The organism is Streptomyces sp. NPDC002138 (genome assembly GCF_040296485.1).
Taxonomy (GTDB): Bacteria; Actinomycetota; Actinomycetes; order Streptomycetales; family Streptomycetaceae; genus Streptomyces.
The window spans coordinates 1-25,517 of the sequence record NZ_JBEOXE010000012.1 but is presented as its reverse complement, the minus strand read 5'-3'; the positions used below and the strand labels follow the sequence as shown (position 1 = coordinate 25,517).

Here is a 25,517-nt window from a genome sequence, read left to right as displayed (position 1 = left end):
GCGTCAGACGAGGGCGTTCGGGCCCTCGGTGGCCCTGGTGTGCTGCATCGCGGTCAGCGTGCGGACGAAGCGGATGGCCAGCGCGCCCGAGGCCAGGAACAGCAGGTCCGCGGTGAGCGAGACCGTGGCCGCGGTGCGCAGCGCGGTCGCGGAGCCGGAGGCGGCGAGCCGGTGCGCGGTGAACGCCAGCAGCTTGGAGCCGATCCAGGTGGCCCACCAGGCCACCACGGGCCCGTAGGAGACGCGCCGCCACGAACCGTCGGGCGCCGCCTGCGCGCTGGCTCCCCAGATCTCCGTGGCCGTCTTGAACGGCAGCCACAGCTGACCGATCGGGATGAACCAGCAGCCCACCGCCCATCGCGTCCCCCGGCTGAAGCCCTCGGGTGCGAACACCGCGGCGGTGACCCGGACCTGGTGGAACCAGACGAGGAAGAGGACGACGCTCGGCAGCAGCGCGAGCGCCTGCAGGCTGACCGCGAGACCGCCGAGCCGGTCGGCGGCCGCGAAGTCCTCCAGCGTCCGCGAGCTGAGTCCGTCGTCGATGAAGGAGGTCAGCGACGCGTAGACCCGGTAGTCGGCGTAGCACCCGACCAGACTCACCAGCGTGGCCGCCGCGAGCAGTACGACGAGCGCGCTCGCCACGCCCGCGGGCGGGCGCGGCGCGGGCCCGGTGTCGCCGGTAACGGCTTCGGTGTCGATGCCGTCGGCGGCCGCGGAGGGCCCGGTCGGCGCGGATGGATGGACGGACATGACGAAGGGCCCCCCACGGGTACATATGGTGCGCATAAAGAAACCCGCCGAGGGCGGGAACTGCGCGAACATACGTCAGATGATCGATCTGTGTCCAAGGGTTTGAAGCGGCCGTGGCGAATGGCTGAACCGGAGTATTAACGGCCGTTTTATCGGTTCGCGTCGGGGTGCACCGGCGCATCCTGCCCAGGTGCCCACCACACTCCGCCCGCTGCTGACGCTCCTCCTCTCCACGGCCGTACTGGCGGGCCCCGGCCCCGCCGCGATCGCCGACACCGGCTCCGAGGCCAACACCGGCTCCGAGGTCGGCACCGGCACCGAGACCGCCCGGACCAGCCGCCCCCTCGCCCCCGGGATCCGCCTCGAGTCCTACGACCGCCTCGAGCGCGACCGCTGGCTGCGCGTCGACGAACTCGCCGTGGACCTCGGCGCCCCGGGCGTCCGGGCCGAGTACCTCGGCGGCGACGGCCCGGCCACCGTCGCCGATTCCGCCGCCCGCCACCCCGCGGGCCCGGGCCGCCGGGTGGCCGCCGCCGTCAACGGCGACTTCTTCGACATCCGCGGTACGGGAGCCCCGCTCGGGCCCGGTATCCGCGGTGGCCGCCTGCTGCACGCTCCGGCCCCGGGCGCGGGAGCCGCCATCGGCTTCGGCGCCGACGGCACGGGGCGGATCCTGCGCCTCGGCCTCACCGGCGGCGTCACCCTGCCCGGCGACCCGCCCACGGCTCCCCACCCGCTCGCCGGGTACAACACCGCCCGGCCGCCCGCCCAGGGGTACTTCGCCTACACCGCCGACTGGGCCTGGGGTCCGCTCCCGGCCGCGGGCCCCGGCCCGGCCGCCGAGGCCGACGTACGGGACGGGCGGGTGACGGCGGTACGTTCCCCCGCGCGCGGCACGGCGCCCGCCCCCGGCGTCACGGTGCTGGTCGGCCGGGGCGGGGCGGCGGCGCGGGTCGCGGCCCTGCGCCCCGGGGACCCGGTGTCCCTGTCGGCCGGGGTCGCGCGCGGCGACGGCGGACAGGCCCCCCTGACGGCCGCCCTGGGCGGGCGCGGGGCCCTGGTCGTGGCGGGGGTACCGCAGCACCACGCGGGCGAGCCGAACGACACCGCCGCCCCGCGCACCGCGGTGGGCCTCTCCCGGGACGGCCACGGCCTGCGGGTCGTCACCGTCGACGGCCGCCAGCGCGACAGCCAGGGCCTCACGCTCACCCGGCTCGGGCAGCTCATGCACGGGCTCGGGGTCCACGACGCACTCAACCTCGACGGCGGCGGCTCCACCACCCTGCTCGCCGGACGCAGCGGGACCACCGCCCTCGACCTCGAGAACTCCCCGTCCGACGGCAGCCTCCGCAAGGTCGCCAACGGGCTGGTGCTCACCGTCCCCACCGGCACGGGCCGGCTCGCGGGCTACCGCGTCGAGGCCCTCGGCGGCGCCACCCGGGTCTTTCCCGGCCTGACCCGCACCCTCACCGCCACCGGCTACGACGCCACCCTCGGCCCGGTGCGGGCCGACCCGGGGACGGCCGGGCCCGGCTGGTCGGTGGACCGGGGCGGCGCCGGCCGGGTCGACTCCGGCGGGGTCTTCCACGCCCTGCGCACCGGCGGCGCGGCGGTGCGCGCCCGGCACGCGGAGGCCGGGGGAGAGCTCCGCCTGGACGTGCTCGGCCCGCTCACCGGCCTCCGGCCCAGCACGCGCGGCCTCGGCCTCGCGGGGCCGACCGAGACGGCCCGCTTCGGGCTCACCGGTGTGGACGCACAGGGCAGGACCGCCCCGGTCGAAGGGCGTGACGTGCGGTGGGAGTACGACCGTACGCGCTGGCGGGTCGGCGAGGACGGGCGCGGCGGCTTCACGCTGACCGCCCTGGTGCCACGGGCCACCGGACGGCTCCGGGCCACGGTCACGCCGCCGGGTACCCCCGCGGTGACCACCGAACTCGCCGTGGGGGTGGGCCTGGTGGAGGAAGAGGTGGCCGACCTGAGCGACGCGGAACGCTGGACCGGACCGCGCGCGAGCGTGGCCCCTGGACACACCGGGACCGGGCTCCGCCTCGACCTCACGGCCGCACCCGGAGCGGAACCGGAGCCCGGTGAGGCGGAGCCCGGAGCGAAGGCGAGCCCCAAGCCCGAGCCCGTGTCCGCGCCGCGGCCCGAGCTCCCGCCCGTCTCCAAGCCCGTGCCCGTGCCCGTGCCGAAGCCCAAGCCCAAGTCGCAGCACGGGCCCGGTCGGCGGCCCGGCGCGGTTGCCGTCGCGGACGCGCCGCGCCCCGTGCCGCTGCCGGACCTGGCGCGCTCCCTCTCCCTGTGGGTCGAGGGCGACGGCTCCGGGGGCCGGGTCGCGGCCCGGCTGCGCGAGGGGGACGGCGCCGAGCTGGTGCTGCGTGGCCCCGCCGTCGACTGGACCGGCTGGCGCCGGATCACCCTGCCCGTACCGGCCTCGGCCGAGCGCCCGCTGACCCTCGACCGCCTCTCGGCGAGCGCCGGACCGCGCCCGGGCGCGCTGGTGCTGGACACCCTGACCGAGGAGGGCCCGACGGTCGGCGTCGTGCCGCCGGCCCCGGTGGTCCGGGACCCGGCGCTCGCGGCCACGCCCGCCGATGTCCGGGCCCGCCCCTGGCGGTTCGCGCTGCTGCCCGGGGGCCAGCCGGAGGCGGACGTGGCGCGGGCCCGGGAGGAGATCCGGGCCGAAGGACCCGATGTGGTCGTGGCCTCCGGGGACGCGCCCTCGTCGTCCGTGCACCGGGGCGTACGTTTCCTGCGCCTCGACGGTGCCCACCGGACCCTCGAGGGGGGCGGGCTGGAGCGGCTGCGGGCGCTGCGCGAGGGGATCGCCGCCGCGGGCCGGGAGGCCGACACCGGCGCGCTGGTCGTCGTACAGGACGACGGGGGTGGACCGTCGCCGCTGGACCGCAAGGAGGCGGCCCTCCGGGACCGGCTGCTCGCGGAGTTCCGGCGCGCGACCGGCAAGGGCGCGGCGGTGGTGACCCTCGGCGGCCCCGCGGCCACGGTGGGCCGGGCCGAGGGCGTGCTGATGGTGACGGCCGGGCACGCGGGCTGGGTGCTGGTGGGAGCCGACGGCGCGGCGGGCCGGGAGCGCGAGTGGCTCTCCGTACAGCCGCGGTCCGCGCCCGGTCCCGTACCGGCGGCGCAGGTCACAGCGCGACGAGGGTGACCTCGGTCGCCTTGACGCTGGTCCACACTTCGGCGCCGTCGGTCAGGCCCAGTTCGGCGGCGGCGTCCGGGGTGATCTCGGCGACCAGGTCCGGGGCCCCGGGCGAGGCGACCAGGATCCGGAGCCTGCTGCCGACGGCCGTGATCTCGCGGACGGTGCCCGGCCATACGTTGCGGGGGCTGCCCCCGGGCCGATCGCGGTGGACCGAGACGGCCTCGGGGGCGATGATCGCGAGCGCCGCGCCTCCCTCGGGCAGGGGATCCGCGACCACCAGCCGCCCGCCGCCCTCCAGCACGAGTCCCTCTCCGGTCGCCGTGCCGGGCCAGGCGTTGCGGCCGAGCATGCGGGCCACCCACGGCGAGCGCGGATGCCGGGTGACCTCGGTGGGCGGGGCGTCCTGGAGGGCACGCCCGTCGGAGAGCACGAGGACCCGGTCGGCCAGGGAGACGGCCTCGACGGGGTCGTGCGTGACGATGAGGCAGACGCCGCCGAAACCGGCGAGGTGGGTGCGCAGGGTGTGACGGACGCGCGCCCGGGTGGTCTGGTCGAGGGCGGCGAGCGGTTCGTCGAGGAGGAGCAGGCGGGGGCGCGCGGCGAGGGCGCGGGCCAGGGCCACGCGCTGCGCCTGGCCGCCGGAGAGCTGGGCGGGCTTGCGGCGGGCGAGGTGGCCGACGCCGAGCCGGTCCAGCCAGGCCTGTGCCTCGGCGCGGGCCTCGGCGCGTGGGACCCCGCGGGCGCGGAGCCCGTAGGCGGTGTTGGCGAGGGCGTTGAGGTGCGGGAAAAGGGCGCCGTCCTGGGGGACCCAGGCGACCTGCCGCTTGTGCGGGGGGAGGGCGGTGACGTCCACGTCGCCGAGCCTCAGTTCGGCGTGGGCGCGCGGGGTCAGGCCGAGCAGGGCCCGCAGCAGGGTGGTCTTGCCCGCGCCGTTCTCGCCGACGACGGCGATGGTGGTGCCGGGGCCGGCGTCCAGGGTCAGCTCGTTGAAGCCGGTCACCGCGGCGTGCAGGGGCCAGCGTTCGGCGGCCTTCGCGGTGCGGGTGGGGGCGGGAACGTCCGCGGGGTACGACGCCGGGTCGGCGGGCGCGGCCGCGGGAGCGCCGGGGGTCTCCGCGCGGTCGGCGGAGAGCGGGGTTCCGGTCCACCGTCCGCGCAGCCCGATCAGTACGGCCATGGCGATCGCGAGCAGCAGCAGCGACAGCGAGGTGGCCGCCTCGGGGCGGTCCTGGAGGAGCAGGTACACCTGGAGCGGCAGGGTCTGGGTGGTGCCGGGCAGGTTCCCGGCGAAGGTGATGGTCGCACCGAACTCGCCGAGCGCCCGGGCCCAGGTCAGCGCGGCTCCGGCGATCAGCCCGGGGGCCACCATGGGCAGGGTGACCGTGAAGAACACCCGGACCGGCGAGGCTCCGAGGGAGGCCGCGGTCTCCTCGTAACTCTGCTTGAGACCGCCGAGCGCCCCCTCCAGGCTGATGACCAGGAACGGCATCGCGACGAAGGTGGCGGCGATCACCGCGCCCGACGTGTGGAAGGGCAGGGTGATGCCGAAGGTGCCTTCCAGCCAGGGCCCGAGCAGCCCGCGCCGCCCGAAGCCGAGCAGCAGGGCGACACCGCCCACGGTCGGCGGCAGCACCATCGGCAGCAGTACGAGCGAGCGGACCACGGGCTTCCCGGGGAAGCGCACCCGGGCCAGCAGCCAGGCCAGCGGCACTCCGAGCAGCAGGGAGAGCCCGAGCGCCCAGAACGAGACGAAGAGGGAGAGCTTGAGGGCCTCGACCACGCCCGGTGTGGTGAGGTGCGAGCCCAGATTGCTCCACTCGGTGCGCGCGAGGATGCCGAGGAGGGGCAGGAGCAGGAAGGCGACGGCGAGCAGTGCGGGCAGCGCGAGGGCGAGCGGCGGGCGGGGGCGCGAGCGGGCGCGCTTGCGGCCGGCGCTCTGGCCGCCCGTGCGGATACGTGGGGCGGAGCCGCCGCTGCGGGTCCGGAATCTGGCCATCGGCTCTGCCTGCTCTGCCTGTTGTGCCCGCTCGTGGCGGGGTGCGGGGACGTACGGAGAGGGGCTGCCTGTCCCCCCGGACCAGGCAGCCCCTCTTCATATCGGTCGTGTCCGGCGCGTCAGCGGTGCCGCGCGCCGTGGGTAGGGCTACGGCTGCTGGAAACCGGCGCCCTGGAGGATCGTCTGCGCCTCGGGGGTGCTCAGCCACGCCACGAACGCGGCGGCGGCCTCGGCGTTCTTGGACCCCTTGAGGGAGGCGGCGGGGTAGGACGCGACGGCGTTCTGCTCGTCCGGGATGTCGACGGTCTCGACCTTGTCCTTGGCGGTGTTGGCGTCCGTCTTGTAGACGAGACCGGCGTCGGCCTCACCCAGCTCGACCTTGCTCAGCACGGCGCGCACGTTGGGCTCCTGCGACACCGGCTTCACCTCGATCTTCTGCGCGTCGAGGATCTGCTTGCTGTAGCGGCCGACCGGGACCTCGGGGGCCGCGAGGACCACCTTGATCTTGGTGTCGGCGAGGTCCTTGAGGGAACCGATCTTGAACGGGTTGCCCTTGCCCGCGGCGATGACCAGGCGGTTCTTCGCGATGACCTTCGGGTCGTTGGTCTCGGCCTTCAGGCCGTCCATGGTCTTGGTGTCGGCCGTGACCAGGGCGTCGGCCGGGGCGCCCTGCTTGACCTGGGCGGCCAGCTCCTGCGAACCGGCGAAGGAGAAGGTGATCTTCGTGCCGGGGTTGGCCTTCTCGTACGCCGCGCCGGCCGCCTTGAAGACGTCGGTCAGCGAGGAGGCGGCCAGGACCGTCAGGTTGGCGGCCTTCGGCGCGGCGGCCGACGGGGAGGCGGACGCGCCCGTGCCCGCGGCGTCGGCGGCCGGCTTCTTCGCGTCGTCCTTGCCGCAGGCGGTCAGCGGGACGAGCAGGGCGGCGCCCAGGACGGCGGCGGCCGCACGGCGGCGGTTGATGCGGGTGGAGAACATCTGGTTCGGCTCCTCGGGTCTGGCAAGGACCCGCGCCGGGGACGGGCGGAGCGGGCGGGGACGGACGTGAAAAGCGGCGTACGAGCGGTACGGCTAGGCGCGGTCGATGTGCACGCTGGTGGACTTCACGCGGGCGGTGGCCTGCATGCCGACCTCCAGCCCCAGCTCTTCCACGGCCTCGCGGGTGAGCAGGGAGACCAGGCGGTGGGGACCGGCCTGGATCTCGACCTGGGCCGCCACGTCGCCGAGCTTGACGGCGGTGACGATCCCCGGGAAGGCGTTGCGGGCCGAGGTGTACGGCTCGCCGTCCTCCGCGTGGGCGCCCTGGCCCACCTCGACGGAGAAGGCGGCGAGGTCGCGGCCGTCGATGAGCCGGCGGCCGCTCTCGTCACGATGGGTCGCGACCCGTCCGGCATCGGCCCAACGACGGGCGGTGTCGGGGCTGACGCCGAGCAGGCGCGCCGCCTGTCCGATGGTGTAGGACTGCATGTGCGACAAGGTAGGGGCAGATCTGCCGCATGTGCAATCCCATTGGGATGATGTACCTGGCAGGTGCTATGCGGATTGTCGTATCCGCCAAACGCCGCTCCGTCGGCCGACCGCCGGACGCGCGGCCCGGCCCGGTCGAGAGGCCGCCCGGCCGGGGGACGCGGATGGATAGAGTCGGTGCATGGCTGAAGAGGTGACGGCGGGAACGGCGGGAGCGGGAACGGCGCGGGTGGACAGCTGGATCTGGTCGGTACGGCTGACCAAGACCCGCTCGCTCGCGGCCGCCGCCTGCCGGGCGGGACACGTGAAGGTCAACGGCGAACGCGCCAAACCGGCCCAGGCGGTCGGCCCGGGCGACGAGGTGCGGCTCTACCACGCCGGGCGCGAGCGCGTCGTCGTGGTCCGGCGGGCCGTGACGAAGCGGGTCGGCGCGCCGGTCGCCGCCGAGTGCCTGACCGACAACAGCCCGCCCCCGCCGACTCCCGTCGAAGCGGCCGTCGTGGGCATCCGCGACCGGGGCGCGGGCCGCCCCACCAAGCGCGAGCGCCGCGACATCGAGAACCTGCGGGGCCGCTGAGCGGAACGGCCGGTCCGGGGGCGTCGCGGGGTGGGCCCGCGGCCTTCTTCTCGGGTTCGGGCGTCTCGGGTTCGGGCGTCTCGGGTTAGGGCGTCTCGGATTAGGGCTTCTCAGGTTCGAGCGTCTCGGGTTCGGGCGCCGTCACACCTTCCGGTAGTCGTAGGCCTCGCCCGCCGCCGCGGCCACGGCGTCCAGCGGGGCACCGGTGGCGGCGGTCACCACCGCCGCCACCGCACCCTCCAGGAACGGCGCGTCCAGCAGCCGCGACCCCGCGGGCAGCTCCTCGTCCAGCAGCAGCGCCTTGACGGTCAGCACCGAACTGCCGAGGTCCGCGATCAGCGCCACCCCCGCGCCCCGGTCCACCGAGCGGGCCGCGGCCAGGATCAACTCGGCGCTCGTGCCCAGCGCGCCCTCCGGCGTGCCGCCCGCGGCGGCCACCGGCACGGCGGGACCGCCCGCCACCAGGCCGCACGCCAGCTCCGACACCGACCGGGCCACCTCCGCGCTGTGCGACACCAGCACGATCCCTACGAGCGCCCCGCTCATGGCGCGTCCACCGCCTCCGCCGTGTCCGCGAGCGCCGCGAGCAGCAGGGCCGCCGAGGTGGCGCCCGGATCCTGGTGCCCGATGCTCCGCTCGCCCAGATAGCTCGCCCGTCCCTTGCGGGCCTGGAGCGGTACGGTCGCCAGCGCCCCGCTCTCGGCCGCCACCGCCGCCGCCCGGTACGAGGTACTCAGCGCCCCGACCCCCGGTACCAGCGCGTCCAGCATCGTCTTGTCGCCCGGCGCGGCTCCGCCCAGTTGGGCGACGGCGCCCACCCCCGCGTACAGCGCCTTGCGCAGCTCCTCGTCGGAGACCTCCGCCGCGTCGCCGAGTTCCTTGCCGGTGCGCCGCAGCAGGGTTCCGTAGAGGGGGCCGGACGCCCCGCCCACCACGCCGATCAGGGTCCGGCCCGCGAGCTGGAGCACGGCGCCGGGGGAGGACGGCGGCTGGGCCTCGAGTGCGGCCCGTACCGCCAGGAAGCCGCGCAGCAGATTGCTGCCGTGGTCGGCGTCGCCGATGGGGGAGTCCAGCTCCGTCAGCCGGTCCGCCTCGCGCTCCACCGAGGCCGTCACGGCGTTCATCCAGCGTCCGCAGAACGCCGCGTCCCGCACTGGTTCCCGGTCCCGCACCGCGTCTCCCACCGGATCTCCTCGCAGTCGATCGCCCGTCGTCCCGGACTCCTGGACTCCTGGACGCGTCGTCCCGGACTCCTGGGCCCGGACTTCACCCTACGGGGCCTGAGGCGATTCCCGGGGTCAGCGGCCCCAACGCAGCGCGGTGGTCTGCACGGGAGCGTCCCACAGCCGCAGCAACTCGTCGTCGGCTCGGCACAGGGTGACCGAACAACCCGCCATGTCGAGCGCCGTGACGTAGTTCCCGACCAGGGCCCGGGCCACCGGCACGCCCCGCGCCGCGAGCACCCGCGCGACCTCGGCGTGGAACCCGTACAGCTCCAGCAGCGGCGTCGCGCCCATGCCGTTGACCAGCGCGAGCACCGGCCCGTCGGCCGGGCCCACCTCCGCCAGCTCCTGCAGGACGGCCTCCACCGACACCTCCGCGATCTCCCGCGCGGTCATCATCGGGCGCCGCTCCCGCCCGGGCTCGCCGTGGATGCCGATGCCCAGTTCCAGCTCACCGTCCGGCAAGGTGAAGGTCGGGCTGCCCTTGGCCGGGGTGCTGCACGGGCCCAGGGCGACCCCGAAGCTGCGGGACGACGCGTTCACCCGCCGGGCGAGCGCGGCGACCCGGTCCAGCGGCGCGCCCTCCTCGGCGGCCGCCCCGGCGATCTTCTCGACGAAGAGGGTGGCGCCGGTGCCGCGGCGGCCGGCCGTGTGGAGACTGTCGGTGACCGCGACGTCGTCGTCGACCAGCACCCGCTCGATCCGGATGCCGTCCTCGTCGGCGAGCTCGGCGGCCATCTCGAAGTTGAGGACGTCCCCCGTGTAGTTCTTGACGACGAACAGGACCCCCTGCCCGCTGTCCACGGCGGTCGCCGCCCGCAGCATCTGGTCGGGCACGGGGGAGGTGAACACCTCGCCAGGACACGCCGCCGACAGCATCCCGTACCCCACGAACCCCGCGTGCAGCGGTTCGTGCCCGGACCCGCCCCCGGACACGATGCCGACCCGGCCGCCCCCGCGCACGTCCCGGCGTACGACGATCCGCCGCTCCACGTCGACGTCCAGCTCGGGATGCGCGGCGGCCATCCCCCGCAGCGCGTCGGCGACGACGGTCTCCGGACTGTTGATCAGCATCCTCATGCGCATCTCCCGGTGAAAGGGTGGCAGGTGGCCCTCTGTGCGGTGTGCATGACGATTCGTCAGACGACCTGTCGGCGGCACACCCGCGGACTCTGACGGTAGGGGAGCGCGCCCCGCGGCGACAGGCAGCCGGGGCCTCCGGCGTGGCTCGGGGCCCGGGTGGTGGCGCCTCGGGGACGAGTTGGCCGTGCGCATTCCGAACCCTTGTCCCCGACGACCTGGCCGACGGGGTCCGGGCCGTCTGGGACGACGCCGTCGCGGTCCCCGGGTGGGCGGGCCCGCGGGTATGGGGACCCGCGGGCCGGGCGGCGCGCTGGATCGGGTGCTCCAGAGCTGGTGATCGCTGGTGGTGTGCCCTGACCCCTGACCCGGGACGCGCGGCCAGGGCTCCGGCGAGCGGTTACTTGGTGCCGAGGCCGGCGTCGGAGACCTCGGGCTTGCCCGCGGCCTTGAGGACCTTGTTCAGGAGCGACAGGTCGTAGATGCCGGCCAGGTCGGGCTGCTCGATGAGCTTGGCCTTGACCGCCCAGTCGGACTCCGTCTTCAGCGTGCTCGCCAGCGGGTCGTCGGTGACGAGGATGCTGGGCCACGCCGGGTCGATGACCTTGGGGTCGAGTTCCTTGCCGCTCAGGGTCTTGAGGGCGGCGTTGGCGGAGGCCTTCGCCTTGTCCTGGTTGGCGTTGATCCACTCGTTGGTCTTGACGGTGCCGCGCAGGACGGCCTCGACCACGTCGGCGTGTTCCTTGAGGAACTTCTGCGACACGATGATGTTCGTGATGACGAACTTCTTGTCGGGCCACAGGGCGGTTTCGTCGAGGAGGACGGAGCCGCCGTCGGAGACGAGCTTGGAGGCCGTCGGCTCCGGGACCCAGGCGCCGTCGATGGAGCCCTGCTTGAAGGCGTCGGGGGTGACCTTGTTGTCGGTGCGGACGACGGAGACGTCGCCCTTGCCGGATTCGGGGTCGACCTTCCAGCCCTTTTCGGAGATCCAGTTGAGGAAGGCGACGTCCTGGGTGTTCCCCTTCTGGGGGGTGGCGATCTTCTTGCCCTTGAGGTCGTCCAGGGTCTTGATCTTGTCCGGGTTCACGACGAGCTTCACGCCGCCGGAGGCGGAGCCGGAGATGATCCGCAGGTTGGTGCCCTTGGACTTGACGTAGCCGTTGATCGAGGGGGAGGGGCCGATGAATCCGATGTCGAGGGAGCCGCCGTTGAGGGCTTCGATCTCGGAGGGGCCGGCGTTGAAGGTCTGGGGCTTGAGCGCGGTGGTGCCGAGTTCCTTGGCGATCAGGCCTTCCTGGATGCCGACGAGCGCGGTGGCGTGCGTCAGGTTGGGGAAGTAGCCGATGCGGACCTCGGAGGCGGAGAGCTTCTTGCCGTCGGCCGGGGCGGCGCTCGCCTGGGCGGCGGGCTCGTCCTTCGCGGCCTCGGAGCCGTAACCGCAAGCGGTGAGCAGCAGGGGAAGCGACGCTGTGACGGCGATGGCGCGCAGGGTGGTGAGCGGTCTTGCGGCGAACACGGAGTTGTCCTCTCAGGGGACGGAGCTGGGGCGAGGTGCGGAGATGAGCGAGATGGGTGCTGAGCGCGGTGGGTGCTGAGCGCGGTGGGGCGCTGAGCGGGGTGGGGAGGGGAGCGACGCGCAACAAGCGGCACGCGGACGCGCGACATCCGTTCCCGCCTGACGGCGGTGGGAGCGCGGCTGTGGTCGGGAGAGCCCGGTGGGGCGGCGCGGTGGGGCCGGCGCAGTGGGGTGACGCACGGTGGTGCGCTCACGCCCAGGGGGTGTACCCGGTGTGGCGCCGTGCCCCGCGAGTGGTGGTCAGCCGCGCGGACAGATGGCGCTCGAGGTACGGACCAGGTCGATGTGCCGACGGGAGGTCAGGGGCAGCATCCGGCCCGCGTGGTGCGGTGTGCGCATGGCCGCCTCTCCCGAATTCCTAGTTTTCCCACCTGGTTGGTAGGCATATTGGCAGAGGTGAACACGTGCCCCAAGAGGCCGACCGCATGGTGGACGCCTGGATCTCGCGATGTGAGAACGTGCAGGTGGGGACGGCCTGACGGGCAGGGCTCAGAGGTCAGGGATTGGTCCAGGCGCCGGGAGTGTCGGCCAGCGCCGACACCGCCGCGGGCAGGTCGGCCGCCGCGACGTCGGCGAGCGACACGCCGTCGAGGATCTCGCGCACGTTGGCCCGCAGCGCGATCCACAGGGGGAGCAGCGACTGGGCGGGCCCCGTGTAGGACAGGTCCGGCGGGCGGACCCCGCGCACCGAGACGAGGGGTCCGTCCACGACACGGATCACGTCCGCGATGCTGATGGACCCGGCGGGCTTGGCCAGCCGGTAGCCGCCGTTGCCGCCCCGCTGGCTGAGCACGAGGCCGCCTCGGCGCATGTCGTTCAGGATGCCCTCGAGGAACTTGTGCGGGATGTCCTGCGCGTCGGCGATGGCTTCCGCCTTCACCGGCCCGTCGTCCTGTGACGCGGCAAGTTGCAGCGCGGCACGTACCGCATAGTCCGCTCTGGCTGAGATCCGCATACGGGCATTATCTTGCATGGCCCCGGCCCGCGTGCCCCGGCCGCGCAGCGTCCCGCGTCCCGCGTCCCGCGTCCCGCGTCCCGCGTCCCGCGTCCCGCGTCCCGCGTGCCGCGTGGCGCCCTGCGGCGCCCCGCGTCAGCGAAAGGCCGCCACCGCGCGGTGGGAACCGTTGAGGTAGTGCTCGCCGATGGAACGCAGCCGGTGTGCGGCCGGGCGGTGGGCCGTCAGGACCCGGGCGTTGCGCCAGAACCGGTCCAGGCCGGGGGCGTCGGCGAGTTCGAGCACACGGGCGGTGATGCGCAGAGCGGCCTTGGACGTCACCGTCTCGGCCGTGGCCACCAGAGCGGCGACGGCCGCGGCACCCTCCGGATCGAGGTGCGCCCCCGTGTCGAGGGCCTGTGCCATCACGTCCGTGGCCCGGTCGACCACGGCGTTGGCGGTCTGGGCGGCGGAGGCGAGTTCCCCGTAGGTCAGGAAGAGGTCGGGGTCCTCCCCGGGCAGCCGGTGCGCGCGGCCGCCCCTGCTGAGGTCGCGCGCTTCGGTGAGGGCGCCCTCGGCGGTGCCGAGGGCGACGTGGCACAGGGCGAGCCGGAGCGCGGGCTCGGCGAGCGCGGTGAAGGGTGCGGTCGACTCCTCGTCGTGCGGGCGGCGGCCCAGCACCTGCCCGGGTGTGACCGCGACCCGGTCGAGGACGATCTCGCCCGCGCCGGCGACGCGCTGCCCGAGGCGGTCGTGGGCGGGCTCGACGGACACGCCCCGCGCGCCGGAGGGGATCCGTACGACCAGGACGTCACCGGTCGTGGCGCAGACGGCGTCGACCACGATCTGGTCGGCGGCGGCCACCGCCGTGTCCACGGACCGGCGCCCGTTCAGTACGTAGCCGTTGGCGCGCGGCCTCAGCGAGAGGTCCGGTACGTCGGAGTCGTCGTCGGGGCCGGGCGCGTGGACCGCGCCGGTCCACAGCCACTGCTCACGCACCGACTCCTCTTCGAGGGCCGCCGCCTGATGGTGACTCGCGTAGAAGCGGCCGCTCCAGGCGTGGACGTAGTGGCGGGCGAGCAGGTCACCGACGGAGCTGTCCGCCGCGGCGATCTCCCGGATGACGGCGCATCCGGTACGCCAGTCCGTCCCGCGGCCGGGCCCGGGTGGGGTGAGGGACGTCGGCAGGCCGGCCTCGCGGAGCCGGGCCGTCTCGTCGGTCGGCGGCTTGCCCGCCTGGTCGCGGACTATGGCGTCCGCGGCGAAGTCGTCCGCCACATCGCGGGCGGTGCGCAGCAGTGCGCGGCGCTGTGCGTCGGAGGGCCGGTGGCCGTTGGTGCTCGGTGTGGTCGGCACGGAGGTCACCGGCAGGCCCGGGTGCCGGTGCGGGGCGCGGGGGCCGGGTGGATGGCGGTGCCATGGGGGGTGGCGGTGGTCATGTCGGCTACTCCGGAACGTTGTTGGGGGCGTCGGCCGGTCGCGGTGAGACCGCGCGTCACCGAATCCCCACCTTTCCCATCGGATTGATAGGGATGCTCGCCCGAAGCGGCCTTCCCGGCAAGGGTGTGACCGAATGATGGACCATTCGATCTCGGAATGAGAGATTGCGCAGGTCCAACGGCTGGTCTGAGGGGGTATTTCCTATGCAATCGGTAGGGAAGTGTTGACGCGTGCCCGTCGCGCACCTCACGATGTGGCCATGTCCCCGTCGCAGCCGTTGCTCGTACGCCGCAGGCACGTTGACTTCCGTCGCGTCGCCAGCGCCGCCTGCCGACCCTTCTAGGCCGTCCCTCGGGCTTCTTCGCCAGGGCATTTCCCCGACGCGCTCCGGTTTTCCGGTGGTTGACCCCGGCCCTCCGAGCCGTACGGGTCCGCCCCGCGTGCGGCATCGGCGCTCCCGGCCGGATCCGGCACGGGGACCCCTGCCCCGCCCTGCCCCCGCCCCGCCTTGTCGTGGCCGGACACCCGGCACCCGTACTTCACTCCGAGCAGCAGAAGGGGCTCATCGTGACCACCGCGATTCCCGTACCCACCACCCGCCGCGCCACCCCCGCCCCACGCCTCCAGCTGGTCGGTGACCTGCAGCCCGTCGGCGCCGTCGGTTCCGTCGGCCCAGTCCAAGGAACCGACGGCGGTCGCGTCGGATACCTCGTGTTCCTGCCGGCGGACGTCGACCCGGTGGCGGTGATGACGGCGCACGGCGTGCGACGGGAGGTCCCCGAAGCGGCTCCCCACCTCCACCTCGACCCCGCCCCCTCCGAGGACGCCATCCGGGTCGATCGCGCCCGTCGGCTGGCCGAGGTCGACGGATGCGAACTCGAGCTCACCTACCTGGAGTTCGACCTGCTGGCTCATTTCGTGGCACACCCGTACACGGTGCACACGCGCGAGGCCCTCATCTCGAGCATCTGGGGCTACGGGCACATCGGCGACGGCCGTACCGTCGATGTCCACGTGGCCCGGCTGCGCCGCAAGCTCGGCCCCGTCCACCGGGGCCGCATCTCCACGGTGCGCCGCGTCGGCTACAAGTACACTCCCGACTCTCCGTAGCCCGGGGTCGCCCGACAGGACCTGGGCCCGGCGCTCTGTGATCGTGAACAATTACACTCACCCTCGACGGCGCCCGCGTGCGGGCGCCGTCGTGGCACCGGTGGGCGCCGCCGCCGCGGGCTTTGTCGACGAGAGGGCTCTCAGTGGGAACGGGAAGTACGGAACAGTCCGAGCCACGCCAGCCTGTGATGGCCGATGTCGCGCGCGTCGCCGGGGTGTCGCACCAGACGGTGTCACGGGTGCTCAACGGCGCGCCCCATGTCCGCCCCGGCACGCGGGACCGGGTGCTCGCGGCCATTCGCGAGCTGGACTACCGGCCCAACGTCGCGGCGCGAGCCCTGGTCACCCGTCGGTCGCAGACGCTGGGCGTGGTCAGTTTCGGCAGCGCCCTGTACGGACCGGCCTCCATGCTGGACGGCATCGAGCAGGCCGCGCGCAGCGCGGGCTATTTCGTCAGCGTGGCGAGCCTGCGGTCCCTCGACACGCGCTCGGTGCAGGAGGCCGTGGACCGGCTCCGGGACCAGGGGGTCGAAGGCATCGTGGTGATCGCACCGCAGACATCGGCGGTGAGCGCGGTCGCCCAGCTGTCCACGGCGGTGCCCGTCGTCGCGGTGGGCGCGGGCGGCGGTTCGCCCGTACCCACGGTCTCGGTCGACAACGAGGCGGGCGCCCGCGCCATCACGCGGCACCTGCTGGACCTCGGGCACGCCACGGTCCACCACATCGCCGGCCCGCCGGGCTGGCTGGAGACCGTGACGCGGCAGGCCGGGTGGCGCAAGGCCCTGGAGGCGGTCGGTGCCCCGGTGCCCGAGGCGCACCCCGGCGACTGGAGCGCCCGCGCCGGTTACGAGGCCGGCATCCGGCTGGCCGCGGACGCCGACGTCACGGCGGTGTTCTGTGCGAACGACCAGCTGGCGCTGGGGCTGCTGCGCGCGCTGCACGAGGCGGGCCGGGCCATCCCGGGGGACGTCAGCGTGGTCGGGTTCGACGACGTGTCCGAAGCCGCGTACTTCGCGCCCCCGCTGACGACGGTCCGCCAGGACTTCGGCGAGCTGGGCAGGCGGGCGCTGGAGCTGCTCGTCGACGAGGTCACCCGGAGCAACCGCGCGACGGGTGCGGCGGGCCGGGAGCGGGCCGGATCGCCGGAGTCCGCGGACCAGCACGTCCTGGTGCCCACGGAGATCGTGCTGCGCCGCAGCTCGGGCCGCGCACCGCGCTGAGCCGCGTCGGCCGTCGCCGTGAGACGGCGGCCGCCGGGTCAAGGTGGGGTAACGCTGTGGACCTGTGAAGGTCCCGGCCTTTGCCACGACCGATTGTGAGCGTTAACAATGAGTCCCTGAGCGGTCGTCACATCGCCTGGATCCGTCCCACGTCACCCGCCGCCGTCCAGGGGCTGTTCCGTCCAGATGGTCTTGCCGGCCACCGTGTACCGGCTGCCCCAGCGGTGGGTGAGCTGCGCGATGAGGAACAGGCCGCGGCCGCCCTCGTCGGTGAGCTGGGCCCGGCGCAGGTGCGGCTGGGTCAGGCTCGGGTCGGAGACCTCGCAGATCAGCACCCGGTCCTTGATCAGCCGCAGGCCGACCGGGCCGCCGGCGTACCGGATGGCGTTCGTGACCAGCTCGCTGACGATCAGCTCCGTGGTGAACACGAGATCCTCCAGCCCCCACGCGGTCAGCTGCTCCGCGACGAGCGTACGGGCCCGCCCGACGAGGGAGGGATCCGCGGCCAGCTCCCAGGCGGCGGTGGCCTCCGCAGGTACCTCCCTGACCCGCACCACGAGCAGCGCGAGGTCACCCTCCGGCGGCTCGCTCACGAGGGCGCCGAGGATGCCGCGCCCGATCTCGGTGACCGTCAGCCCGCTGTCGGCGCCCTCCCGCGCCCGCGCCCCCAGCATCGCCAGCTGCCGCTCGGAGCGCTCGGTTTCCTCGGCGAGCGCGTCCCCGCGGAAGACGAGCACGTCGCCGGGTTCCAGGCGCAGTTCCACCGGTTCGAACGGCTGCCCGCCGGTGCCCAGGACGGGCCCCGGGCTGTACGTCACCGCGCCGCTCCCGGCGCCTCCCCGCGCGGCCAGCACCGGCGGAGCGTGGCCGGCGCCCGCGAGCACGCAGGTGCGGGACACCGGATCGTAGGTGGCGTAGAGGCAGGTCGCGCCGGTCAGCGCGCTCGGCGCGCCCGTGGCCGGCTCCTGGCGGTCGTCGTCCTCGATGAACCGCACGACGAGGTCGTCGAGGTGGGCCAGCAGTTCGTCCGGACTGAGGTCGAGATCGGCCAGGGTCTGGACCGCCGACCGCAGGCGCCCCATCGCGGCCGTGGCGTCGAGGCCGCGGCCGGCCACCGAGCCCATGACGAACGCGAGCCGTGTCGACGGGAGTTGGATGACATCGGACCAACTGCCGCCGACGGCCGCGGTCGTGGCGGCGGGCAGGTGGACACCGGCGGTCTCGGCGCCGGTGACGTCCATGACCGGCCGGGGCAGGAGACTGCGCTGCAGGGCTTCCGCGGTACGGCGCTCCCGGGTGTACCGGCGGGCGTTCTCCATGCTGAGCGAGGCCCGGGAGCCGATCTCCTCGGCGAGGCCCGCGTCCTCCTCGTCGAAAGGGCGGCGCCCGGCGGTGCGCCACAGGACCAGGGCGCCGAGCACCGCGCCCTGCGCCCGCAGGGGGACCAGCATGAGGGAGGCGGCCCGCGGCGGAAGCATCAGCCGTACGCGCTCCTCCTCCCCGGCGAGCACCGTCCGCAGCACGGTCAGGTCGGGGAGGAAGACGGCCGAGCGCCCGCGCAGGTGGGCGGTCTCGACGTTCCCGAGCCGGATGGTGTCGCCCACGGGGTGGCTCTCGGCCGGCCACCGCCCGTCGGCGGCCCGCACGGCGACGCGCCGCATCGGCGCTCCGGTGACCAGCTCGCCCGGCTCCTCGCCGAGCAGTACGGGTTCGATGAGGTCGACGGCGGCGAGGTCGGCGAACGCCGGGATGAGCACGTCCGTCAGCTGCTCGGCGTCGTGCACCATGTCCAGGGAGCTGCCGATCCCCGCGGCGGCCGCGTTGACCAGCGCCTGCCGTTCGGCGGAGCGCTGGTCGGCCGGGGGCACGGGGAGCGCCCGGCGGACGTCATCGGCGCCCTCGGCCGGTCCGGAGCCCGGATCCGCGGGCCGCAGGCGCATCAGGAACCGCGCCGACGAGCCCTCCATCAGGGTGATGATGTCGACGTCGGCCTCCAGCCGGCCGCCGTCCGGCCGCCGCAGCCGCGCGCGGGCCCGGCTGCGGGTGCCTCCGACCGCTCCGACGACGAGCCGGGCCCACAGGTCGGCGTCCTCGAAGAGCGCGTCCGCGCCGAGCCGGTCGGCATCAGGACCACTCTCGGGACCGCCTGCGGGACCACCCTCGGGCGCGCCCAGGAGGGCGGCCGCCGCCCGGGTGCCGGTCAGGATCCTGCCGACGGCGTCGAGTACCAGAACGGCCGTCGGGAATTCCGCTGCCGCGAAGGGTTCTCCCGGGCCGTAATCGCTCACTGGTTTCTCACTCCGGCAGGATCGACGGCGCTCCTGATCTCATTGAACACCGCGCGCGCGGCGCGTGCGCGGCGGTGGCGCCGCCTCGCACGCGCCCGTCGTCGCGCGCCCGTCGTCGTGCGCGTCCCTCAGGAGCCGGCCTTGCGCTTGTTCCACACGTCGAAGCCGACCGCCGCCAGCAGCACGAGACCCTTGATGACCTGCTGGTAGTCCGTGCCGATGCCGACGAGCGACATCCCGTTGTTCAGGACGCCCAGCACGAGACCGCCGATGATCGCCCCGAGGACCGTGCCGACGCCGCCGGACGCCGAAGCGCCGCCGATGAAGGCCGCCGCGATCGCCTCCAGCTCGAAGTTGATGCCCGCCTGCGGCGTGCCCGCGTTGAGCCGGGCCGCGAAGACCAGCCCGGCCAGTGCCGCCAGGACGCCCATGTTGACGAAGGCGAGGAAGACGATCCGCTTGCTCTTGACCCCGGACAGCCGGGCGGCGGGCTCGTTCCCCCCGATGGCGTACGTGTGACGGCCGAGCACGGAGTTGCGCATCACGTAACCGAAGGCGACCAGGAGCACGCCCAGGATGAGCAGCACGATCGGGAAGCCGTGGTAGCTGGCCAGCAGCAGGGTGAAGACCGTCACCGCGACGGCGATCGCCGCCAGCTTGACGAGGAACAGGCCCATCGGCAGCAGCCGCAGCCCGTAGGAGGCGGCCTGACGGCGGCCGCGCACCTCCTGTACGACGGCCAGCGCGAGCACGCCGAAGCCGAGCAGCAGGGTGAGGTTGTGGTAGTTCGTCTGCGGGCCCGCCTCCGGCAGGAAACCGCTGCTGATCTGGCGGAAGCCCTGCGGGAAGGGGGCCACCGACTGGCCCTGGAGCAGGATCTGTGTCCCGCCCCGGAAGAGCAGCATGCCCGCGAGGGTCACGATGAACGACGGGATGCCCACGTAGGCGATCCAGAAGCCCTGCCACGCTCCGGCCGCGGCGCCTATCAGGAGCGCGACGGCGGCGGCCACGGGCCACGGGATGTCGTGGCGCACCATCATCACCGCGGCCGCGGCTCCGACGAAGGCCGCCAGGGAGCCCACCGACAGGTCGATGTGGCCGGCGATGATGACGATCATCATCCCGATGGCCAGGATGAGGATGTAGCCGTTCTGCTGGATCAGATTGGTGACGTTGAGCGGTTTGAGCAGCGTTCCGTCGGTCCAGACCTGGAACAGCACGATGATCAACGCCAGGGCTGCCAGCATGCCGTACTGCCGCATGTTGCCGCGCAGGAGCTGTACGAGGAGGGTGCGTGCGCCTTCGGGCGCCCGGTCGCCCTTCCCCCCGCCGGGGGCGGCGCCCTCGGCGGGGAGGGCGGGGCTCTGGATCGAGGTCATGCTCACACCTGTTCGTTCTGGGTTGCCGCGCCCACGGTCATGAGGCGCATGAGGGATTCCTGGGTCGCGTCCGCCCGGTCCGTTTCACCGGTGATGCGGCCTTCGGCCATGGTGTAGATGCGGTCGCACAGGCCGAGCAGCTCCGGCAGTTCGGAGGAGATCACCAGGACGGCCTTGCCCTGTGCCGCGAGGTCGGCGATCACCGCGTAGATCTCGGCCTTCGCACCGACGTCGATGCCCCGGGTGGGTTCGTCGAGGATGAGGACCTCGGGCTCGGAGAAGATCCATTTGCTGAGGACGACCTTCTGCTGGTTGCCGCCGCTGAGCTTGCCGGTCTCCACGAACACCGAAGGCGCCTTGATGTTCATGGTCCCGCGGTACCGCTCGGCGACCCGGGTCTCCTCGTGCTGGTTCACCCAGCCCCGACGGGAGACCTTGCCGAGCGCGCTCAGCGAGATGTTGCGGCGGATGTCCTCCGCGAGGTTGAGCCCGAGGTGCTTGCGGTCCTCGGTCACGTAGGCGAGACCGTGGGCGATCGCCTCGGGGACCGTGCGCGTGCGGATCTCCTCGCCGTCGAGCAGGACCCGGCCGCCGGTGTGGCGCCCGTAGGAGCGCCCGAAGACGCTCATCGCGAGCTCGGTCCGGCCCGCGCCCATCAGGCCCGCCATGCCGACGATCTCGCCCCGCCGGACCGTGAGCGACGCACCGTCGACCACCTTGCGGTGTACGTCGATCGGGTGCAGGACGGTCCAGTCCTCGACCGCCAGCGCGACCTCGCCGATGTCCGGGGTGCGCTCGGGGTAGCGGTGCTCCACGTCGCGGCCGACCATGCCGCGGATGATGCGGTCCTCGGACACTCCCTCGGCTCCGACCGAGAGCGTCTCGATGGTCCGGCCGTCGCGCAGGATGGTGACGGAGTCGGCGACGCGGGCGATCTCGTTGAGCTTGTGGGAGATGAGGATGCAGGCGATGCCCTGGGCCTTGAGCTCGAGGATGAGGTCCAGCAGCTTGCGGCTGTCCTCGTCGTTGAGCGCGGCCGTCGGCTCGTCCAGGATCAGCAGCTTGACCTCCTTGGCGAGGGCCTTGGCGATCTCGACGAGCTGCTGCTTGCCCACGCCGATGTCCGCGACCCGGGTCTGCGGGTGGTCCGGCAGGCCGACGCGTTCGAGCAGGGTGCGCGCGTGGGTGAGCGTCCGGTGCCAGCTGATGAATCCGCGCGAGGCGTGCTCGTTGCCGAGGAAGATGTTCTCCGCGATGGACAAGTAGGGGATCAGGGCCAGTTCCTGATGGATGATCACGATGCCCCGGCGCTCGCTGGCCCGGATGTCGCCGAAGGCGCAGGGTTCGCCCTGGAAGCGGATCTCGCCGTCGTACGAGCCGTGCGGGTGGACGCCGCTGAGCACCTTCATCAGGGTGGACTTGCCCGCCCCGTTCTCGCCGCAGATGGCGTGGACCTCGCCGGGGGCGACGGTCAGATTGACGTCGGACAGTGCCTTGACGCCGGGGAAGGACTTGCTGATCGAACGCATCTCGAGGACGGGTTCGGCCATGGTGGTGGGTCCGTTCGACTGGGGTGGTGCGGCGGTCGGCGGGGGACCGCGTCGCACCACCGGTTCTTCGGCCCCGGGGATGGGCCCGGGGGCGGCTACTTCAGCTGGTCGGCGGAGTACTGCCCGGATTCGACGAGCAGCTTCTGGTAGTTCCCCTTGTCGACGCTCACCGGCTGCAGCAGGTAGGCGGGCACGACCTTCGTGCCGTTGTCGTACTGCTTGGTGTCGTTGACCTCGGGCTGGTGGCCGTTGAGTACGGCGTCACCCATCTGCACGGCCACCTTGGCGAGTTCGCGGGTGTCCTTGTATACGGTCTGCGTCTGTTCGCCGGCGATGATGGACTTCACGGAGGCGAGCTCGGCGTCCTGGCCGGTGACGACGGGCAGCGGCTTGTTCGCGCCGCCGTAGCCGACGCCCTTGAGGGACGAGACGATGCCGATCGAGATGCCGTCGTAGGGCGAGAGCACCGCGTCGACGGTGGCGGACGTGTAGGCCTTGCTGAGCAGGTTGTCCATCCGGGACTGGGCCACGCCGCCGTCCCAGCGCAGGGTGGCGACCTGGGTGAATTCGGTCTGACCGCTCTTGACGACGAGCTGCTTGCCGTCGATGTAGGGCTTCAGGACGCTCATGGCGCCCTTGTAGAAGAAGCCGGCGTTGTTGTCGTCCGGCGAACCCGCGAAGAGCTCGATGTTGAAGGGGCCCTTGCCGTCCTTGAGACCGAGCCGGTCGGTGATGTAGGACGCCTGCATGACGCCGACCTTGTAGTTGTCGAAGGTGGCGTAGTAGTCGACGTTCGTGGTGCCGCGGATCAGCCGGTCGTAGGAGATGACGCGGATCTTCGCGTCGGCCGCCTTCTGGAGCACATCGCTGAGCGAGGAGCCGTCGATGGGGGCGATCACCAGCAGTTTGGCGCCCTTGGTGATCATGTTCTCGATCTGGGCGACCTGGTTCTCGACGACGTTGTCGCCGTACTGGAGGTCCGTCTTGTAGCCCTTGGCCTGGAACTGCTTGACCATGTTGGCGCCGTCGTTGATCCAGCGCTCGGAGGACTTGGTCGGCATGGCGATTCCGACCAGGCCCCCCTTGGCGTCGCCCGCGTCCGCCGCGCTCCCGACGCCGTTCGAACTCTGGCCGCAGGCCGCCAGCGCCAGGCCGAGCACGGCCACGACGACACCTGTCGAGATCCTTCGCACTTTTCCTCCAGTGGTGCGCCGTGATCCGGCGCGGTGAGGGGCCCGGACCGCCCTGACGCGGCCCCGGCGGGTCCCCGGGCGGCGGGCCGCCGCCGGCCGCTGGGGGTGCACGCCCGGCCGCGCTGTACCGGCCTGGCGTGACATGAGTGTTAACGCTCACAACTGCGCCGTCAAGGCCTCTGAGGTCACCTTTGCGCACCTGTCGCCGAGCCCTCCGGTACGCCTGCGCCCCAGGCCGGGGCCGTCCCCGCACCGCTCTCGGCGCCAGGGCGGGGGGCTGCCGGCCGCCCGCGGGCTCCCCGGGCCACCGTTGTCACCCGGGTGGAGGCTAGCGGCGTAGGCGGTCCACTGCTAGGCCGGGCGAGTCGCGGCTGGTCCGCGCCCGCCGGACGGCCGCTCATGGGCGTGATCATGGCGTGCCCGGGTAGTCGCATGTAGTGATCACCTTGGGAGTCGAAGAAGAATATCTGCTGGTCGACCCGGCTTCGGGGGTACCCGCCCCACTCGTGGAAGAGGTCCGCCGCACGGCCGGTCTCGGGCCCCTCGCGGAAGCGGACGAGGTCCAGGACGAGCTGCTCCAGGCCCAGATCGAGGTGGCCACTCCGGTGTGCTGGACCCTCGACGAGGTCGGTGGCCACCTGCTCCGGCTGCGCCACGCGCTGGCCTCGGCCGCCGAGGCCAACGGCTGCCGGATCGCCGCGACCGGTGCGGCGCCCCTGCACGGGACCCGGCCCGTCCCCGTGACCCGGAATCCGCGGTACCTGAGGATGGAGGGCGAGGCCCGGCAGCTGGTGGACGAGCAGCTGATCTGCGGGATGCACGTCCACGTCGGGATCCCCGACGCGGAGACGGGGGTCGCGGTGCTGAACCGGATCCGGGGCTGGCTGCCGACGCTGCTGGCGCTGTCCTCGAACTCTCCCTGGTGGGGAGGGCGCGACACCGGGTTCGCGAGCTGGCGCACGATCGTCTTCGGGCGCTGGCCCGTCAGCGGACCGCCGCCGTACTTCGAGGGACTCGCCGATTACGAACGCCGCCTGGACGCCCTGCTGACCTCCGGGGTGATCGCCGACCGGGGGCAGGTCTACTGGCAGGCGAGGCTGTCCGGCCGCTACCCCACCGTCGAGGTCCGGTGCCTGGACGTGCAGCTCCGGGCCGACGACGCGGTGATGCTCGCCGGTGTCGTCCGCGCGCTGGTCGCCACGGCGATCGCGGAGGAGAAGGAGGGCGTGCGGCCCGCCCCCGTGTCCGCGCCCGAGATGGTGGCGGCCGGGAACTGGCACGCGGCCCGGTACGGGCTGAGCACGACCCTGGTGGATCCGGACGGGCGGCCCCGCAGCAGCGGCGACGTGGTGTGCGCCCTGCTGCGTCACATCACCCCCGCCCTGGAGGAGGCCGGTGATTTCCGCGAGGTGAGCGCCCTCGCGCACCGGCTGCTGCGGGAGGGCACCCCCGCGGACCGCCAGCGCCGCGCCGTGGCGGACGGCGGGTTGCCGGGGCTCATCGACCTGATCACGGGCGCGGGCCCGACCGACTGAGGTGCCCCGCCCCGCCCCGCGTCGCCTCGGCCCGCGTCGGCCCGCCCCGCGTCGGCCCGCCCCGCCCCGCCCCGCCCCGCGTCGCCTCGGCCCGCGTCCGCGTGCCGCGCGAGGGTGGCCGAGGAGGACCCGTACGCCCGTACCTCAGGCCGCCGCGGTCAGCCGGTCCAGTTCCCCGCTGATGCCGTCCCGTACGGCCTGATGACGGGCGGCGAGGGCATGCCGCTCGTCCGTCCAGCTCTCGCGGGGATAGAGCCAGACCGGCATGTGCACCAGGTCGGCCGGTTCCCAGTCGAAGCGCGGCCACACATGGGCGTGCAGGAAGCCGTCCGTGTTGCCGAGGATCTCCAGGTTCACCCGGCGGAAGGCCGGGTCCAGGCGTCGGCAGGCGTGCTCCACGGCTTCACCGAGCACGTCCATGTCGGAGAGGAACGCCAGCCTCTTCGCCTTCGGCAGCTCGGACAGCCGCTGCACCCGGGGGTCGTCCACCAGGAGCACGGAGTAGCCCGGCAGGAACTGCACGTCCCCGATCACCGCGAACCCCGCCGTCAACCGCCGTAGCACCGCGGGGTTCTCCCCGCGCAGCGCGCTTGCGATCCGGTCCGTTCGCCAGTCTTCGTTCGTCATGGAGAAAACCTACGCGCCTGTCAGTACACGTCACGATCAGCCGGCCGGTCCCGGACGCCAGGGAGGCGGGGGCGCGGCGCCGGGGGAGAGGGCGCTACTCCGGCTCCTCCGTGCGCAGGGGCCCGCGCAGGCGCGGGCGCTCTCCCGGTGGGGGGACGGTGCGCGTGTGGGGCAGGTGTTCCCGGTAGGCGTCCTCCACGACCTGCGGCATCGCGGCGCCGAAGGCCTCCAGGGTGAGCAGGCCCGGGACGGTCCGGCGTCCCGGCAGCGTGCTCTCCCCGGCGCGCAGGAGATCGCCCGCATCGTCCTGGCTCTGCGCGTCGTGGGGGCGCCCGGGGGGCGCCCCCCCCCGTGCCCCCCCCCCCGCCCCCCCCCCGGGGGGCCGCCCCCCGCGCCCGGCCCCCCCCCCCCC

At 73.6% G+C, this 25,517-nt stretch carries 22 protein-coding genes; 6 read left to right on the top strand and 16 right to left on the bottom strand.

Annotation, left to right across the window (positions count from 1 at the left end; genetic code table 11):
- Positions 1 to 3: 3 nt before the first annotated feature.
- The gene (locus ABT084_RS10460; protein ID WP_351040588.1) at positions 4 to 750 is read right to left on the bottom strand and encodes a DUF4328 domain-containing protein; all 747 of its coding nucleotides are present in this window, start codon (positions 748 to 750) and stop codon (positions 4 to 6) included.
- Positions 751 to 940: 190 nt separating this feature from the next.
- On the opposite strand from ABT084_RS10460, the gene ABT084_RS10455 reads away from it, so the two are divergent.
- Complete coding sequence (locus ABT084_RS10455) at positions 941 to 3,919, top strand: phosphodiester glycosidase family protein (RefSeq protein WP_351040585.1); 2,979 nt, start codon at positions 941 to 943, stop codon at positions 3,917 to 3,919.
- Here the strand turns inward: ABT084_RS10455 and ABT084_RS10450 are convergent.
- The 3 genes from ABT084_RS10450 to ABT084_RS10440 form a co-directional block, all read right to left on the bottom strand.
- Positions 3,900 to 5,909 (bottom strand): ABC transporter permease, encoded by a 2,010-nt coding sequence (locus ABT084_RS10450; protein WP_351040583.1) that lies wholly within the window; start codon positions 5,907 to 5,909, stop codon positions 3,900 to 3,902. The genes ABT084_RS10455 and ABT084_RS10450 overlap by 20 nt on opposite strands.
- Positions 5,910 to 6,056: 147 nt before the next feature.
- Entirely contained in the window at positions 6,057 to 6,884 is an 828-nt protein-coding gene (gene modA, locus ABT084_RS10445) for a molybdate ABC transporter substrate-binding protein (protein ID WP_351040580.1), read from the bottom strand.
- A 93-nt stretch (positions 6,885 to 6,977) separates the two neighbouring features.
- Entirely contained in the window at positions 6,978 to 7,373 is a 396-nt protein-coding gene (locus ABT084_RS10440; RefSeq protein WP_351040577.1) for a TOBE domain-containing protein, read from the bottom strand.
- Between the two features lie 181 nt (positions 7,374 to 7,554).
- Between ABT084_RS10440 and ABT084_RS10435 the strand changes: the two genes are divergently transcribed.
- Complete coding sequence (locus ABT084_RS10435) at positions 7,555 to 7,950, top strand: RNA-binding S4 domain-containing protein (protein ID WP_351040574.1); 396 nt, start codon at positions 7,555 to 7,557, stop codon at positions 7,948 to 7,950.
- A gap of 141 nt (positions 7,951 to 8,091) precedes the next feature.
- Here ABT084_RS10435 and ABT084_RS10430 read toward each other — a convergent pair whose 3' ends face one another.
- The 7 genes from ABT084_RS10430 to ABT084_RS10400 all read right to left on the bottom strand — a co-directional run bounded on the left by ABT084_RS10430 (position 8,092) and on the right by ABT084_RS10400 (position 14,119).
- Positions 8,092 to 8,496, bottom strand: a complete 405-nt coding sequence (locus ABT084_RS10430) for a PTS-dependent dihydroxyacetone kinase phosphotransferase subunit DhaM (protein ID WP_351040572.1) — start codon at positions 8,494 to 8,496, stop codon at positions 8,092 to 8,094.
- On the bottom strand, positions 8,493 to 9,074 hold the full coding sequence (dhaL, locus tag ABT084_RS10425; protein WP_351040870.1) for a dihydroxyacetone kinase subunit DhaL: 582 nt from the start codon (positions 9,072 to 9,074) through the stop codon (positions 8,493 to 8,495). Before dhaL ends, ABT084_RS10430 begins: the two co-directional genes overlap by 4 nt.
- A 174-nt stretch (positions 9,075 to 9,248) precedes the next feature.
- Entirely contained in the window at positions 9,249 to 10,253 is a 1,005-nt protein-coding gene (gene dhaK / locus ABT084_RS10420; RefSeq protein ID WP_351040569.1) for a dihydroxyacetone kinase subunit DhaK, read from the bottom strand.
- Between the two features lie 400 nt (positions 10,254 to 10,653).
- A complete protein-coding gene (locus ABT084_RS10415) occupies positions 10,654 to 11,769 on the bottom strand; it encodes an aliphatic sulfonate ABC transporter substrate-binding protein (protein WP_351040566.1) in 1,116 nt (371 codons plus the stop codon).
- Positions 11,770 to 12,069: 300 nt separating this feature from the next.
- Positions 12,070 to 12,168: a putative leader peptide gene (locus ABT084_RS10410; protein ID WP_351040563.1), complete on the bottom strand. Its 99-nt coding sequence runs from the start codon at positions 12,166 to 12,168 to the stop codon at positions 12,070 to 12,072.
- Positions 12,169 to 12,325: 157 nt separating this feature from the next.
- A complete protein-coding gene (locus ABT084_RS10405) occupies positions 12,326 to 12,784 on the bottom strand; it encodes an RrF2 family transcriptional regulator (RefSeq protein WP_351040560.1) in 459 nt (152 codons plus the stop codon).
- A 135-nt stretch (positions 12,785 to 12,919) separates the two neighbouring features.
- Entirely contained in the window at positions 12,920 to 14,119 is a 1,200-nt protein-coding gene (locus ABT084_RS10400) for an acyl-CoA dehydrogenase family protein (protein ID WP_351040557.1), read from the bottom strand.
- A 343-nt stretch (positions 14,120 to 14,462) separates the two neighbouring features.
- On the opposite strand from ABT084_RS10400, the gene ABT084_RS10395 reads away from it, so the two are divergent.
- The 3 genes from ABT084_RS10395 (at position 14,463) to ABT084_RS10385 (ending at position 16,533) form a co-directional block, all read left to right on the top strand.
- A complete protein-coding gene (locus ABT084_RS10395) occupies positions 14,463 to 14,546 on the top strand; it encodes a putative leader peptide (RefSeq protein ID WP_351040867.1) in 84 nt (27 codons plus the stop codon).
- Positions 14,547 to 14,770: 224 nt separating this feature from the next.
- Entirely contained in the window at positions 14,771 to 15,313 is a 543-nt protein-coding gene (locus tag ABT084_RS10390) for a winged helix-turn-helix domain-containing protein (RefSeq protein ID WP_502968888.1), read from the top strand.
- Between the two features lie 188 nt (positions 15,314 to 15,501).
- Positions 15,502 to 16,533: a LacI family DNA-binding transcriptional regulator gene (locus tag ABT084_RS10385; RefSeq protein ID WP_351040555.1), complete on the top strand. Its 1,032-nt coding sequence runs from the start codon at positions 15,502 to 15,504 to the stop codon at positions 16,531 to 16,533.
- 152 nt (positions 16,534 to 16,685) lie between these two features.
- Here the strand turns inward: ABT084_RS10385 and ABT084_RS10380 are convergent, their stop codons facing one another.
- From ABT084_RS10380 to chvE, 4 genes are all read right to left on the bottom strand, one after another.
- A complete protein-coding gene (locus tag ABT084_RS10380) occupies positions 16,686 to 18,821 on the bottom strand; it encodes an ATP-binding SpoIIE family protein phosphatase (RefSeq protein WP_351040552.1) in 2,136 nt (711 codons plus the stop codon).
- Between the two features lie 128 nt (positions 18,822 to 18,949).
- Positions 18,950 to 20,200, bottom strand: coding sequence for a multiple monosaccharide ABC transporter permease (gene mmsB / locus ABT084_RS10375; RefSeq protein WP_351040549.1), 1,251 nt, complete (start codon positions 20,198 to 20,200; stop codon positions 18,950 to 18,952).
- A 2-nt stretch (positions 20,201 to 20,202) separates the two neighbouring features.
- Positions 20,203 to 21,750 (bottom strand): multiple monosaccharide ABC transporter ATP-binding protein, encoded by a 1,548-nt coding sequence (gene mmsA, locus ABT084_RS10370; RefSeq protein ID WP_351040547.1) that lies wholly within the window; start codon positions 21,748 to 21,750, stop codon positions 20,203 to 20,205.
- Between the two features lie 95 nt (positions 21,751 to 21,845).
- Positions 21,846 to 22,943, bottom strand: a complete 1,098-nt coding sequence (gene chvE, locus ABT084_RS10365; protein WP_351040544.1) for a multiple monosaccharide ABC transporter substrate-binding protein — start codon at positions 22,941 to 22,943, stop codon at positions 21,846 to 21,848.
- Between the two features lie 437 nt (positions 22,944 to 23,380).
- Between chvE and ABT084_RS10360 the strand changes: the two genes are divergently transcribed.
- Positions 23,381 to 24,478: a carboxylate-amine ligase gene (locus tag ABT084_RS10360; RefSeq protein ID WP_351040541.1), complete on the top strand. Its 1,098-nt coding sequence runs from the start codon at positions 23,381 to 23,383 to the stop codon at positions 24,476 to 24,478.
- A gap of 144 nt (positions 24,479 to 24,622) precedes the next feature.
- On the opposite strand, the gene ABT084_RS10355 is transcribed toward ABT084_RS10360, so the two are convergent.
- On the bottom strand, positions 24,623 to 25,105 hold the full coding sequence (locus ABT084_RS10355) for an HIT family protein (RefSeq protein WP_351040538.1): 483 nt from the start codon (positions 25,103 to 25,105) through the stop codon (positions 24,623 to 24,625).
- Positions 25,106 to 25,517: the final 412 nt, after the last annotated feature.

Bases quoted from the DNA above. Each gene is read 5' to 3' on its own strand.
- ABT084_RS10460 (WP_351040588.1), bottom strand. From the start codon at position 750: ATGTCCGTCCATCCATCCGCGCCGACCGGGCCCTCCGCGGCCGCCGAC.
- ABT084_RS10450 (WP_351040583.1), bottom strand. From the start codon at position 5,909: ATGGCCAGATTCCGGACCCGCAGCGGCGGCTCCGCCCCACGTATCCGC.
- modA (WP_351040580.1), bottom strand. From the start codon at position 6,884: ATGTTCTCCACCCGCATCAACCGCCGCCGTGCGGCCGCCGCCGTCCTG.
- ABT084_RS10440 (WP_351040577.1), bottom strand. From the start codon at position 7,373: ATGCAGTCCTACACCATCGGACAGGCGGCGCGCCTGCTCGGCGTCAGC.
- ABT084_RS10435 (WP_351040574.1), top strand. From the start codon at position 7,555: ATGGCTGAAGAGGTGACGGCGGGAACGGCGGGAGCGGGAACGGCGCGG.
- ABT084_RS10430 (WP_351040572.1), bottom strand. From the start codon at position 8,496: ATGAGCGGGGCGCTCGTAGGGATCGTGCTGGTGTCGCACAGCGCGGAG.
- dhaL (WP_351040870.1), bottom strand. From the start codon at position 9,074: ATGAACGCCGTGACGGCCTCGGTGGAGCGCGAGGCGGACCGGCTGACG.
- dhaK (WP_351040569.1), bottom strand. From the start codon at position 10,253: ATGAGGATGCTGATCAACAGTCCGGAGACCGTCGTCGCCGACGCGCTG.
- ABT084_RS10410 (WP_351040563.1), bottom strand. From the start codon at position 12,168: ATGCGCACACCGCACCACGCGGGCCGGATGCTGCCCCTGACCTCCCGT.
- ABT084_RS10405 (WP_351040560.1), bottom strand. From the start codon at position 12,784: ATGCGGATCTCAGCCAGAGCGGACTATGCGGTACGTGCCGCGCTGCAA.
- ABT084_RS10395 (WP_351040867.1), top strand. From the start codon at position 14,463: ATGTCCCCGTCGCAGCCGTTGCTCGTACGCCGCAGGCACGTTGACTTC.
- ABT084_RS10385 (WP_351040555.1), top strand. From the start codon at position 15,502: ATGGCCGATGTCGCGCGCGTCGCCGGGGTGTCGCACCAGACGGTGTCA.
- mmsB (WP_351040549.1), bottom strand. From the start codon at position 20,200: ATGACCTCGATCCAGAGCCCCGCCCTCCCCGCCGAGGGCGCCGCCCCC.
- mmsA (WP_351040547.1), bottom strand. From the start codon at position 21,750: ATGGCCGAACCCGTCCTCGAGATGCGTTCGATCAGCAAGTCCTTCCCC.
- ABT084_RS10355 (WP_351040538.1), bottom strand. From the start codon at position 25,105: ATGACGAACGAAGACTGGCGAACGGACCGGATCGCAAGCGCGCTGCGC.